Below are 13632 nucleotides of genomic sequence, written 5' to 3'. Positions count from 1 at the left end.
CTGATAACTGATAACTGATAACTGATAACTGATAACTGATAACTGATAACTGATAACTGATAACTGATAACTGATAACTGATAACTGATAACTGATAACTGATAACTGATAACTGATATTTAGCTGGCTAATTTGAGATCGAAATTACTTTGTTTATTGCCTAATTGTCTGAGCCAACGATAATTATAAGTTAAAGCACCTCGCAGGGTGGGATAAACGGCATAATTAACGCCAAATTCTTGGCAAACTTCCGCTAAGATTGGGGCAATTTTGGGGTAGTGAATATGGCAAATTTGCGGGAAAAGATGGTGAACAACTTGATAATTTAATCCCCCTAAATACCAATTTAAAAAAGCATTTTTAGGAGCAAAATCTACGGTAGTTCGCACTTGAAAGATTGCCCATTCGTCTTCGATTTGGTTAGCTGCCGAGGGTTGAATAAATTCGGCGGGTTCCAAAACGTGAGCTAACATGAATACATGACAGGCAAGCACTCCATAGGTCATAAAAGCAATGAGAAAACCGATCGCTATTTCTAGGAGACTATAACCAACTAAGAGAGGAATGCCAATAAACCAAAAAAGATAAACAACTTTTCCGCTCAATAAAACAAATAGATCGATCGCTTTAGGATTGGGAATTTTAATCTCGCCAAAACGATGACGAAAGAGGATGGAGCGCACATCAGAGAATGACCAATAGATAGGAATTATAGCGTAGAGAATCGGGATAAATAAATGTTGATAACGATGATACCATTTATGCTCGGCATGGGGAGTCATTCGCACCACACCATCGCCGTGAATTTCCACATCGTACCCTAAAACATTGGTGTAGGTATGATGGAGATAATTATGACGAAAACGCCAGAGATAACTGGAAGTACCGATGATATAATCGTAGCTCATGCCAAGGAGAGAATTAACCCATTTTTTACTAGAATAGCCGCCATGGTTAGCATCATGACCAATGCTAAAACCGATTCCTGCTAATCCTCCTCCTAAAACCATGCAACCGATAATTTTCAGCCACCAGATATCCGGACCAAAAAGCACAAATAGCCAAGCGGCAATTACCCAAGTTAAAATCGTGATCGTCTTCAGGTACATGGCAAAATTATCTCTGGTGGGGATGCCGTTTTCGGTAAAATAAGCATCAACCCGTTTATTCAATTCCTTTCTAAAACCCTGATTTTCGGTAAAAGTTACTCGCATTCCTAATTTTTGTCCTAGAAGTTGATATGACGGCTATTTGTGGCAGCTCAGAGTGAATTTATGAGTCTTGTACTGGTTTGCTAAGGCTGTCTCACTATAACTGATAATTTCTCATCAGTCCCTCATCTATTGTCAGAGAAAGAGGTGCGCTTGGCAAGGCAATCCCTCAATTTGTTTGCTCCTCTTGCAGAAAATCCTCGGTTTTTACCTAATCAGATATCAGATACCTGTAGCCGGTGATAGAAATGAGCGTTAGGTACTTTTATACTACTATTAAAGCGATTGAAGGCGATCGAGTTTTCTGGTGCGAAGTGCCACAATTAAGAAAATCGATCAATGCGATCGCTGGAAGCGTGGCCGATGATGAAGCGGTGTATTTTTATCTGTGGCAATGGTTACAGAATGATCCTAATAACCAATTAGTCAAGTCCCATTGGATGGTTTTCTTACAATATCGCTCCTGTATGGTAACTCAAAGGGTTTATCAAAATGTCGGTCATCGGATCGATGCTGATTATGAAACCCTCTTCTACTATTTGCTGAATTTGCTTTCTACGGCAATCACCAACAATCCTCGCAATTTTTACGGTAACTTTCAGGATAACAAGACCAAACCGGGATTTTTTCGCTTAATCTTAGAAAAATGGACAGATAAAAAATTGAGAAATACTCTCTATAATTTTCTGCGAGGAGAGTATAAAACGATTGGCAGGACTAATCTCGGTATAGTCAGTCTTTTTAGTGCGAATAAAATTCAAAAAGTTTTACGAACATCGGGTATCTTTACCGAGAATCATCTGCTAATATTTAACTGTTTTCGAGAGGTTAAAAAAGCTTCTCTTAGATCATTGGATAAGTGGCAAGAGGAGGATTGGCAACAGGTAATCGATCGCCTACAGCAGTTACAACCGCAAGTTATTCTCACCCTTGAGGAAGTGCAAGCAAAACTCAATCAAATAGGGGAGATAATGCGTAATCATATCGATCCTGCTTACTCTAAATTTGAGCCTAATAATTATGACGATAATAGCAATTACTTTTGGGAAAATATCCCCAGCAAGAAGCCAAGTAAAGATTTACTACAACAGCAAGAAATCCAGGAAGATATTAATAAGTTATTAATCACTCTTGAGGATGAAGTTAAACAGATTGCATATTGTTACTATCATCAAAAGATGACGCAAGCACAGATCGCTAATCGATTGGGAGTTCACTCATCTACTATTAGTCGAGAAATAACCCAATTATGTAAAAAATTTTATCAGCTACTCTGTGCAAGAGAAGGCAAAGATTGTCCTATTTTGTTAAATGAGATTAAATTACAATCTCGGCAAAAACAAGAGATCGATGCTTATCTGGAATATTTTTGTCAGTCCTACTTAACTCAAATCTAATCTGTTAGGAGATACCATGAAAGTCAACCTCGATATTTTGCAACAAATTAACCCGAAATCCCTTTGGCTAACTTTTTCGGAAACAGAGATTAAACAAGCTCGATCGATTCTCGGTCAATACTCTAATCAAACCGCCAAAAATCAGGCTTTGATTAATTACTTGGTGCAAATATGCTTAAGCAATTGGCTGAAAGATAATCTTGATTGTTCCCTTCAAACAACACCTAAAAACCATCAGTATCTTTGGGAGTTTATTAACGGGTTTACTTGGCAAATTCAAGACAAAAAAGTTACTACTATTCCCAGTCAAGCTATTGACATTGAGGGATTGACAATAGAGCAAGAATGGGTTGATATTCCCGATTTAGCGGCAGATTTTTATCTAGGGGTGCAGGTAGATTTAGCAGAAAAATTTCTCAATATCTGGGGTTTTATATCCAGAAAAGATGTTAAAAATCTCGCAGAATACGATCCAATTTACCATCAATATTATTTGGACAGTGAGCAAATTATTGATGATTTAGATATTCTTTGGCAGAGTTGTTTAGAGGGAGAGAGTGAACAAGAAAAACTGGAATCTTTAGCAAATTTATCGCCAGCAACAGCAGAAAATTTAATTAAAAAGTTAGGTCAAGTTTCACCCTATTCTCCGAGATTAGATATTAGTTGTCAGCAGTGGTTAGCTTTGTTGAATAATCAACAATGGCGAGAAAAACTTTATCAGCAGCGTTTAGAGGTAATCCCCACCAAACTTAGTCAATGGTTGCAGGGAATTATTACAGAGAAATGGCAGGAAATCCTCAGCACCATCGACAATTATCGTCCAATTAATCCGGGTTTTTTGTTGGCTGCTGAAAAAATCAGCGGCCGACAATCTCTGACAGATATTCAGCGAGAAATTAGACAACTGTATGCTAGTCAAAAAGAGGTGGAATTTTGGGAACATTTAACCCCACAGGAAGCTTTAGCAAAACTGCAACATCAAACCCAAGATGAAACTATTCGCTGGCAAGCAGCCGAATATCTCTGGAATATTGATCCTCATTATCCTAATGCTGCTATCCGTAAAATGCTCGATGTGGGTAGTCAATTAATGGGTTATAAAATCGCTTTAATGGTGGGAGTTTTATCGACCAGTCACCAGAGAATTGCTGTCTTAATTCGTGCCTATGCCATGGACAATTTTGCCAAGCTACCCCCCGGTTTATCTTTGCAAATTAGCGATGAAATAGGCCAATTAATCCCCGGTTTAGAAGCAAGAGCAAGGGAGAAACCCTTAGATAGCTATCTACAGCTTTATTTTCTAGCTGATGCCGACGATCGCTTTAATGTTAACCTAAGCTTAGGGGACAGTAGCATTACCGAACAGTTTAGGATTTAATAGAGATAGCAGAAAATGTCAAGGGTAAAGACATGAGCAGAGTTGTGATTCTGAAAATTGGTGATGGCAGTTTTGAAACGGGATTTTCCGTCACTCTAGAAATTCGTGACAATCATCTCTTGATAGCACCTTTTGCTGACGGGAAATTAGTCCCTAACCTTGACATTGCTGCCGCTTTGCAAAATTATCGTCGAGCTTATTATCATTGGGTAGAAAGTCAACCCAGTTTAGGAATTACCGTTCCTCATAGTATGATCACCCATGCAGCGGTAGGTGATCCTAGAGACAACCTCAGAAAAGCCACTCAAACTTTAAAAGATAGCTTAAATGAATGGCTAAATTCCAGTTCTCTGAGTTCGATACAAAATCGTATCTTGTTCCATATAGGTACTGAGTCAGAAGTAAGATTTTTTATCCAAACTACCCACTTTGATTTACAACAAATTCCCTGGGAGTGTTGGAATTTTTTACGGGATTGGTGGAATGATGTGGAAATTGCTCTTACTATCCAGAGAAATCCTCCGATAATTAACCTTACTCCTCCGATTCATGTTTTAGTAATTTTGGGTAATATTGACATCGAAAACGAGCGTAATTCCCTGTGTTTATCCAGTTTGCAAACGGCACTAGGAAACCAAGATAAGGTTTCTATGAAAATATTGAGTCCCAGTTCAGATCCTCCTCTTTCAACGGAAAATATTCAGAATGAGTTGATCAAAAATCCATGGGATATTGTAGTTTATTTAGGTCATAGTCGAACCAGTAGCGACGGACATGATGGAGTTTTTATCATTGATAATGATACGGCTTTATCTCCCGAACATAATTTAAGAAATTCCCTAGAAATAGCTGTTAAAAAAGGCTTAAAACTTGTTATCTGTAACTCCTGCGATGGGTTAGGTATTGGTCGTCAGTTGGCTAATATCGGAGTACCGCATATTATTGTTATGAAAGAACCCATCGCTGTGCGGGTTGCTTTGAGATTTCTAGAAGTTTTTCTTCCCAATTTTCTTGAACATAAATCCCTACAGGAATCCTTAACAAGCGCTCGACAAGAATTAAGATTACATGAATTTGAGAAGGATGCTGCTAGTTCTTCTTTACTGCCTCGTTTGATAGAAAATCCTGAAGAACCACCGTTAATTTTACCTTTACCCCCTGAAAATACGGAGGAAAATCACCAAAATAGTTATGAGCAAAGTTGGCCTTTACGTCTATCTAGTCGCTGGAAACAAGCTCTGTTATTTATTTTAAGTATTCTGGTAACTTTATCAGTTTTATATTGGGGAGGAGTATTTTCCGATGATGCTAGTAAATACCCAGAAATTAGCCTAGGTGAAGAAATATTATTAAAGACAAACCGACAAGATAACATTATTGAACGGGGAAGACAAGCTTTTAAAAACCAAGAATATAAACAAGCAATTCAACTTTTTAAACAATCCCTTGATCGCTTGCCCAATAATCCAGAGATTCGCATCTATTATAATAACGCTCGTGCGGCCTATCAAGACAGAAATCCCTTAAAAATTGCCACCAGTGTTCCTCTTGGTAATAATCCAGAAATTGCTCAGGAAATTTTACGAGGTATTGCTTTATTGCAACAGGAGTTAAACGATGAACAGGCCAAAAACCCCGAGTTTCACTTTCTACAGGTAGTGGTCGCTAATGATAATAATAGCCCCGTAGATGCCAAAGATCGAGCCGAAAAATTTGTTAAGGATCGCTCAATTATAGCAGTGGTTGGTCATAATGCTTCTGCTGCTAGTGAAGCGGCCAAAGATAGCTATGTACAAGGGAAAATTGTTGCCCTATCTCCCACCAGCTTTTCCCCGAAAATCTCCGGTAATGGCTATGTGTATAAGATGGTTCCCGATCTGGAAACTTTTGCCACAACCTTAAGTGAATACATCCGCAAACAAACTGACAAGCTAATTATCCAAAACCCCACTAATTTAATTTGTTACGATAATCGCTCTGGGGATAATTATAACTTCGCTCAAAAATATAGAAACATTCTTCTCGGTCAGCAGTTTCAAAAAGTCATTAAAGATGCAGATTTTGACTGCAATATCGAGCCAAAAAATAATTTAGATCAAGAGAAAATTTATCAAAAAATCGCTCAATACCAAGTAAATATTCTCATGGTTGCTCCCTATATTGACGATCTGAAAAGAGCCGTCAGTATCTTTAAGCAACGTCCCGCACAACAGTTAAACTTAGTGATTTTAGGTTCCCCCACCTTTCAAAGTTATCTCACCCTTGCAGAAGGTAAACAAGGAGTAGAAAATTTAGTTATCACCGTGCCTTGGTATGATCTCAAACAAGATAATTATATCCACAGTTTTTGGCAAAATAAGATCAATGTTTGGCGCACTCCCATGGCCTACGATGCGACCAAAGTTATCCTCACCGCTTTGCGACAGTTATACCAACAAAGACAAAAATTCGATCGAGAATTATTAAATCAAGTTTTAAGAAACGATTTTTCTATCGAAGGAATGACTGGCACTGTTAGATTCGATGAGAATGGTGTCCGCAACATGAACAATAATCCTGATGATCGCCGCTACTTGATTCTACAGGTCAAAAAGGGTCAATTTGTCCCCCTCGCTCCCATTAAATCTGCCGGTCCAGTCTAAACCTTCCTATCCTTGTCAAGACTTTTTACAAAACTTAACCTTACCCACTGCATCAAAGTTAGCCATCACTCCTAATTAACAGGTAACACCTCTAGGAGACAAACGGCATGAAATTGTTCAAAAAATTAACCCCAAAGGCCTTGATTTTTTGGCTGATCGGTGATAGGGCCGGCAATTCTCTCGTTGCGATCTGGAATTGGTTGTGGGGTATTCCTATCGAATCCGGCGGAAAAATTGCCGTAGAATCGGCCAAAGAATCCCTAGAATTGATGCAAAAATCCCTAGCGGAATTGACAGAATCGGTGGCGAAAGTAGTAGCAGCCCAGCAATCAGCCCAAGCACAATACGAGGCGAAAAAACAGGAACACACAAACTACTTGCAACAGGCTGTCACCGCTCAAAAAAAAGGTCTTCAAGAAGCGGCAAGACTCGCTATGGTTAAGGTTATCTCCCTAGAAAAAATTCTACCCGCCATGAAAGATCGGGTTGATAATGCCGAAAAAGTGGTCATTGCTGCTAAGGAAAAACTTCGCAAAGAGCAGGAAAAAATCGAGCATTATAAGTTAGAAATGAGCAACTTAAAAGCGATTAGTTCCATGAATGAGGCTTTAGGTAAAATAAACGAATTTGATAGTAGTCTCAACCTCAATACCTCCCGCGATCGCTTTGAGGATGCCAATGAAGCGATTAAAGACCGTTATCGAAAAGAAAACGCCTATAGTGAATTAAGCGAGAACTATAGCGAGAAATTAGCTCAAGAAATCGATTTCTTAAGCCTTGATGACGAAATTAACCGCCGTTTAGCCGAATTCAATCAGCAAAGTTAAGGAGTAAAGCGATGACAAAGACCAGCAAAAAAGCGGGTTTACCGCCAATTTCCTATGTTTTACTGGGGTTGATCGGTTGGTTTCTTTTTCCCCAAATATTGGCAATATTTGCCCCAAAAGCCGATAATAATCCCCGCATCAGTTACGGCAATCATCTCCTGATCAAAACTAATTCTAACACCACCAAAGAATCAGCGATCGCTGCTATTGCTCAAGGTGATCACCAAGAAGCAGAGCAACTCCTGCAAAAATCCCTCGCTCAACGTCCCAACGATCCCGAAAGCGTAATTTATCTCAGCAACCTGCAAACTGGCTCAAATCCCTTTAAAATCGCCGTTGTTGTGCCAGCTACAACTAATCCCAACGTCGCTCAGGAAATATTGCGAGGAGTCGCCAGCGCACAAACCCAGATCAATCAACAGGGAGGGATCAACGGCAGAAAACTGATGGTTATCGTGGTTAATGACGATAATCAGCCGCAGATATCGAAAGAGGTAGCCGGTGAATTAGTCAAAAATCCCGATATTATCGCTGTTGTCGGTCATAATGCCTCCGATGCCAGTTTAGCCGCCGCTCCCATCTACGAAAAAGGCGGTTTGGTGATGATTTCTCCCACCTCCCTGGCTAATAATCTCTCCGGTGCGGGAAATTATATCTTTCGTCTGGTGGCTTCTAACGGCAAAATTACGGAAACCTTAGCAAATTACATAGTAAATACAGCTAAAGTCCAGAAAATTGCTTTTTGCTACGATTCTCAAGCTCCCGATAATATTTCCTTTAAAGATGAGTTGATGGCTAATGTGGCGAAAAAAGGCGGTCAAATTGTGCCGATTGTCTGCGATCTGAGTGTCCCCAATTTTAAGGCCGATCAAGCCCTTAATCAGGCGATTTCTGGGGGTGCTAACGGCCTATTTGTCGTCGCTCATGTTGATCGTCTCGATCCCGTTTTTGAGGTTATTCGCTCCAATCGTCAGCGTTTGCCTCTGTTTAGTAGTCCCACCCTCTACAATATTCGCACCCTCGAAGATGGCGGCAAAAACGCCCAAGGTTTAACCCTTGCCGCACCCTGGCACCCATCGCTTAACCAGACTTTTGCCAATCTTATGCAGGAACAGTGGCGCGGTCCGGTTAGTTGGCGCACAGCCACCAGTTTTGACGCTACACGGGTGATTATTGCCGGTTTAAGGGAAAATACTCAACGTCAGGGCCTACAGTCCAGGCTGCGCTCCGGGAATTTTCATCAAACAGGGGCCACCGGAAAAATTAGCTTTGATCCCAATACTGGCGATCGCATCGGTCAACCGGTCTTAATTCAAGTGCGATCGACTCCCTCCGGTGAGCAGTTTGTCCCTTTACCTTGAAAAGTCCCCAGTCCACAAAAGTCGGGAGAGCTGCCAACTCTTCCCCCCAAAAAATCTCAAAAATTACAATTATTTCAATGTTCAACCCTGAGCGAGAAATGAATGGCTAATATGTTAAAATATGCCTAAGTAGGTAGGTTTTAAAAATTGTCAGATTCCCCCTTATTAAGGGGAGCAGGGGGCATCCGCACCCCCCTTATTAAGGGGGGCAGGGGGGATCAAAGGCAAAATCTATCTTCAATTAAATTATAACTACTTACTTATGGATATCGTTATTATCGAAGATGAAATTGAAATCGCCCATTTGATTCAGCAAACTTTAGAGCGGGAGTCCTTTACTTGTCATCTGGCTTATAATGGTAGGGTAGGACTAGAACTATTTTATCAAAAGCAACCAGACTTAGTTATTTTAGATTTAATGTTACCCGAATTAGACGGACTGGAATTGTGTGCTAGAATTCGCCAAAAACCGGGGACAAAAGACCCCTATATTTTAATGTTAACCGCTAGGGGAGAAGAAATCGATCGCATTATCGGTCTATCTACGGGAGCCGACGATTACATGGTCAAACCCTTTAGTCCCCGGGAATTAACCGCTCGCGTAAGGGCATTATTAAGACGTAGTTTAAGACACGATAGCCAACCCCAACAACTCCATCGCAGCCGTCATTTTATTATCGACTTAGATCAACATTCTGCTGTTCGTAAATTGGAAGGAATGCCAGAGGAACCCCTCGATTTAACCACCTTAGAATTTAATTTATTAGCTACCTTTGTCAGTTATCCCAATCGCGTCTGGAGTCGCACCCAATTAATCGATAATCTCTGGGGAAATGATTTTTTTGGCGATGAAAGGGTAGTAGATACCCATATCCGACGCTTACGCAAAAAAGTAGAACCCGATCCTGCTAATCCGATCTTTATCAAAACTGTAGTCGGTGTCGGTTATAAATTTGAGGATGACATTATTTAGGAGCTGCTGAAAAAGTTTGTTGGTGGGGTTAGTAGTCAGGAGTCGGGAGTCAGTATTCAGGAGACGGTCGGCAGTATTCAGGAGATCAGTAGCTGGTTATAATTAAATTAAAAATAGATTTTAGGTTCGATCCCCCCTTAGTACTAGGGTGAATTCATAGTAGGGTTGATTCATGAATCAACCCTACCCTTAGTCCCCCCTTGATAAGGGTGGTGTCTGATAATTTTTAACGCCTACCTACTTAGGAGATGGCTTTTATTTATTCTCCCCACTTCCCCACACCCCACACCCCAACCCCAACCCCACACCCCACTTCCCCACTTCCCCACTTCCCCGCCCCCCACACCCCAACCCCAATAAAAAATTCTCCCTAAAGGCATTTAAGCAGTCTTTAACCCTTATGTGCTACAATTTTTGAAGATTTTGCCATTCATTTAGGTTCAATCAGGGATCACAGCCTTTTTAGGGAAATTTTATGACAAGTAACTACGGCGCGGAACAGATACAAGTTCTCGAAGGGTTAGAACCAGTCAGGAAGCGGCCGGGGATGTATATCGGTACGACCGGGCCGCGGGGACTACATCATTTAGTCTATGAAGTGGTGGACAACTCGATCGATGAGGCCCTAGCGGGTTACTGTACTCATATCGAAGTGGATATCAAGGCCGATGGTTCCGTCAGCGTCACCGACGATGGCCGGGGTATTCCCACCGATGTCCACCCCACCACGGGTAAATCTGCCCTCGAAACCGTTCTCACTATACTTCATGCCGGCGGTAAATTTGGCAGTGGTGGTTATAAAGTGTCGGGAGGGTTACACGGAGTCGGGATTTCCGTCGTTAATGCCCTTTCTGCATGGGTCGATGTCACCGTCTGGCGCGATCATAAAGTACATACCCAACGCTACGAAAGAGGTATACCCGTCACAGAATTGGTCAGCAGTCCCAGTCAAGAGGAAAAAACGGGAACTAGGGTTAATTTCCTGCCAGACACCGAAATTTTTAGCCAAGGCATCGAATTTGATTACAGTACCCTCTCCGGACGTTTACGAGAACTAGCCTACTTAAATGCCGGTGTTAAAATCACCTTTAGCGATTACCGTCCCGAAGAACCCCACATCGAAACCTATTGTTATGAGGGGGGTATTAAAGAATACGTCGCCTATATGTGTCGGGAAAAAGAAACCCTGCACAAAGATATTATCTATGTATCGGGGGAAAAGAACGGAATTAATATCGAAGTGGCGTTTCAGTGGTGTATAGATGCCTATAGCGACAATATTCTCGGTTTTGCTAATAATATCCGCACCATTGACGGGGGAACCCATCTAGAAGGATTAAAGGCAGTTCTGACTCGTACTTTAAATAATGTTGCTCGTAAACGCAATAAAATTAAAGAAAACGAGCCTAATCTAGCGGGGGAAAACGTCCGCGAGGGTTTAACCGCCGTTATTTCCGTAAAAGTCCCCGAACCGGAATTCGAGGGACAAACCAAGACCAAATTGGGTAACACCGAAGTCCGGGGTATTGTTGATTCCCTGGTGGGGGAAACTCTCAACGAATACCTAGAACAAAATCCCCAAGTGGCCGACACGATTATCGAAAAAGCAGTACAAGCGTACAAGGCGGCGGAAGCGGCCCGACGGGCCCGGGACTTAGTACGACGGAAATCGGTTCTGGAATCCTCACCTTTACCGGGTAAATTGGCTGATTGTAGCGAAAGAGACCCAGAAAGGTCAGAAATTTACATCGTTGAAGGGGACAGCGCTGGTGGTTGTTTTCATGGTGATACAGAAATCGCCCTTGTCGATGGACGCAACCTCAGTTTTAAACAGCTAGTGACCGAACAAGCCCAAGGAAAGGAACATTTTTGTTATACCATTCGTGACAATGGCACGATCGGGGTTGAACGAGTTATTAATGCCCGCATCACCAAAAAAGACGCAGAAGTAATTAAAATTACTCTCGATCATGGTGAAGCGATTATTTGTACTCCTGACCATCTTTTCCTGTTAAGAGATGGTAGCTATAAACCTGCTGCGGCTTTAACTCCAGAAGATGCTTTAATGCCTTTGTATCGGAAATTGTCCGCTCTTCATGACCCCGGAATCACCATTAACGGTTATGAAATGGTCTGGAATCCCGCTTCCGATTCTTGGTTGTTCACTCATGCGATCGCTGATGGGTATAATCGTTGGCAGGGAATTAACACAATCAAGAAAACTTACTATCAAAAAACCCTAGCGACCTTAAAACAAATTGAGATCGAACGAGGTTATATTGATTTGGAAGCTTATCAAAAATATCGGCTTCAGACGCGGGATAAATCAATATTGCGATTTGATTCTTTCTGCGATCGCTACTTTGATGGTGATAAAAATAAAGCCTTAGAAGCGGTGGCTAATTACAATCATCGAGTTGTGGCGATCGAGCGATTAGAAACAAGATTCGATGTCTATGATATCGAGGTTCCTCATACCCATAACTTTGCCCTTGCTTCCGGTGTTTTCGTCCATAACAGTGCCAAACAAGGGCGCGATCGTCGTTTTCAAGCGATTCTACCTCTGCGGGGAAAAATCCTCAATATCGAAAAAACCGATGATGCCAAAATCTACAAAAATACGGAAATTCAATCCTTAATTACAGCCCTCGGTTTAGGGATTAAAGGAGAAGATTTCGACCCCTCACAATTGCGCTATCATCGCATTGTTTTAATGACTGACGCTGATGTGGATGGCGCACACATCCGAACTTTGTTGTTAACTTTCTTCTATCGTTATCAGAAGAATTTAATTGACCAAGGTTATGTATATATCGCCTGTCCTCCTCTCTATAAATTGGAACGCGGTAAAAATCATTCCTACTGCTATAGCGATCGAGAATTACAGCAAAAGATAGCGGAATTTCCCTCCAATGCTAACTACACAATCCAACGTTTTAAAGGGTTAGGAGAAATGATGCCCCAACAACTTTGGGATACTACCATGAATCCCGAAACTCGCACTTTAAAACGGGTGGAAATCGAAGACGCGGCCAAAGCTGAGGAATTATTTACCATTCTTATGGGCGATCGAGTTGCCCCCCGGCGAGAATTTATCGAAACCCACGGATCACGTTTAAATCTTACGGATTTGGACATTTAAACGGTAACTTTGGGCTGTGTTAGTCTAGGCTAATACAGCCCCCGATAAAATCCCCAAATCCAGTTACTAATCGGAGGGTTAGGGATTCAAGGAAACTGGGGTGCATTCCACGACTTCATCGAAAAAATCAGCCGGCAGCGGTGGATTACCGGGGTCTTCTAGGGCGTTTTTTTCAATTTCCGCCTCGCTCATCCCTTTAACTTTCTTCCAGTCTGTTTTGCCTTTCAACTTCGCCCACTGTTCGCGGGTGACTCTGGTAATATGTTCTTCGTTCACGGTTGTTAGCCCTCCTAGCACTAATTATTCGACGAACCGAGCCACGCCATGTATAAACCACCACCAAAACGATATTATCGATTGTAGCCACTAGAATCACTCGAATTTCGCCGTAATTCTGACGGTTATCCACGCGCTCGATTATCGGCCCGCTAAAAATCGCTTCCAGGTCGGCGAAATCTATGCCGTGTTTTTCTATATTAGCCTGACGCTTATCGAAAATTTGGGTTAAAACCCCGTCGTTTTACGACGGCTTTTCCTGATCTTTGATATAAGACTTAAGAACTTCCAGTGGCGCACCTCTCAGTTATCAGTTATCAGTTATCAGTTATCAGTGGGTAAGTTATCAGTTATCAGATGTGAGTTTTTAAGTGTGCAGTATTAAATAGAAGTTTCCTACTGTCTTTTTACTGATTACTGAT

Annotated in this window: 10 protein-coding genes; 7 read left to right on the top strand and 3 right to left on the bottom strand. The window is 41.5% G+C overall.

Annotated elements, in window-relative coordinates; genetic code table 11:
* Positions 1 to 119 precede the first annotated feature (119 nt).
* A complete protein-coding gene (locus tag IM456_RS03630) occupies positions 120 to 1214 on the bottom strand; it encodes a fatty acid desaturase family protein (RefSeq protein ID WP_287693059.1) in 1095 nt (364 codons plus the stop codon).
* Positions 1215 to 1459: 245 nt separating this feature from the next.
* Between IM456_RS03630 and IM456_RS03625 the strand changes: the two genes are divergently transcribed.
* The 7 genes from IM456_RS03625 to gyrB all read left to right on the top strand — a co-directional run bounded on the left by IM456_RS03625 (position 1460) and on the right by gyrB (position 12934).
* Complete coding sequence (locus IM456_RS03625; RefSeq protein ID WP_149985471.1) at positions 1460 to 2608, top strand: helix-turn-helix domain-containing protein; 1149 nt, start codon at positions 1460 to 1462, stop codon at positions 2606 to 2608.
* Positions 2609 to 2624: 16 nt separating this feature from the next.
* The gene (locus IM456_RS03620) at positions 2625 to 3989 is read left to right on the top strand and encodes a DUF1822 family protein (RefSeq protein ID WP_149985470.1); all 1365 of its coding nucleotides are present in this window, start codon (positions 2625 to 2627) and stop codon (positions 3987 to 3989) included.
* 32 nt (positions 3990 to 4021) lie between these two features.
* Positions 4022 to 6631, top strand: coding sequence for an ABC transporter substrate-binding protein (locus IM456_RS03615; protein ID WP_287693060.1), 2610 nt, complete (start codon positions 4022 to 4024; stop codon positions 6629 to 6631).
* Between the two features lie 107 nt (positions 6632 to 6738).
* Positions 6739 to 7458 carry a PspA/IM30 family protein gene (locus tag IM456_RS03610; protein ID WP_149985468.1) on the top strand — a complete coding sequence of 240 codons (720 nt, stop codon included), beginning with the start codon at positions 6739 to 6741 and terminating at the stop codon, positions 7456 to 7458.
* 11 nt (positions 7459 to 7469) lie between these two features.
* Positions 7470 to 8819, top strand: coding sequence for an ABC transporter substrate-binding protein (locus IM456_RS03605; protein WP_149985467.1), 1350 nt, complete (start codon positions 7470 to 7472; stop codon positions 8817 to 8819).
* 262 nt (positions 8820 to 9081) lie between these two features.
* Positions 9082 to 9792 carry a response regulator transcription factor gene (locus IM456_RS03600; protein ID WP_149985466.1) on the top strand — a complete coding sequence of 237 codons (711 nt, stop codon included), beginning with the start codon at positions 9082 to 9084 and terminating at the stop codon, positions 9790 to 9792.
* Positions 9793 to 10267: 475 nt separating this feature from the next.
* Positions 10268 to 12934 (top strand): DNA topoisomerase (ATP-hydrolyzing) subunit B, encoded by a 2667-nt coding sequence (gene gyrB / locus IM456_RS03595; protein ID WP_149987761.1) that lies wholly within the window; start codon positions 10268 to 10270, stop codon positions 12932 to 12934.
* 78 nt (positions 12935 to 13012) lie between these two features.
* Here the strand turns inward: gyrB and IM456_RS03590 are convergent, their stop codons facing one another.
* Together IM456_RS03590 and IM456_RS03585 are read right to left on the bottom strand one after the other, a co-directional pair.
* Positions 13013 to 13210, bottom strand: coding sequence for a hypothetical protein (locus tag IM456_RS03590; RefSeq protein WP_287693061.1), 198 nt, complete (start codon positions 13208 to 13210; stop codon positions 13013 to 13015).
* A complete protein-coding gene (locus IM456_RS03585; RefSeq protein WP_071825063.1) occupies positions 13131 to 13433 on the bottom strand; it encodes a BrnT family toxin in 303 nt (100 codons plus the stop codon). The genes IM456_RS03590 and IM456_RS03585 overlap by 80 nt, the downstream gene beginning before the upstream one ends.
* Positions 13434 to 13632 lie beyond the last annotated feature (199 nt).

Source organism: Microcystis sp. M079S1, from assembly GCF_020246425.1.
Taxonomy (GTDB): domain Bacteria; phylum Cyanobacteriota; class Cyanobacteriia; order Cyanobacteriales; family Microcystaceae; genus Microcystis; species Microcystis aeruginosa.
Note: the sequence above shows the minus strand (reverse complement) of the source record. Positions and strands in the feature narration are given on the sequence as shown.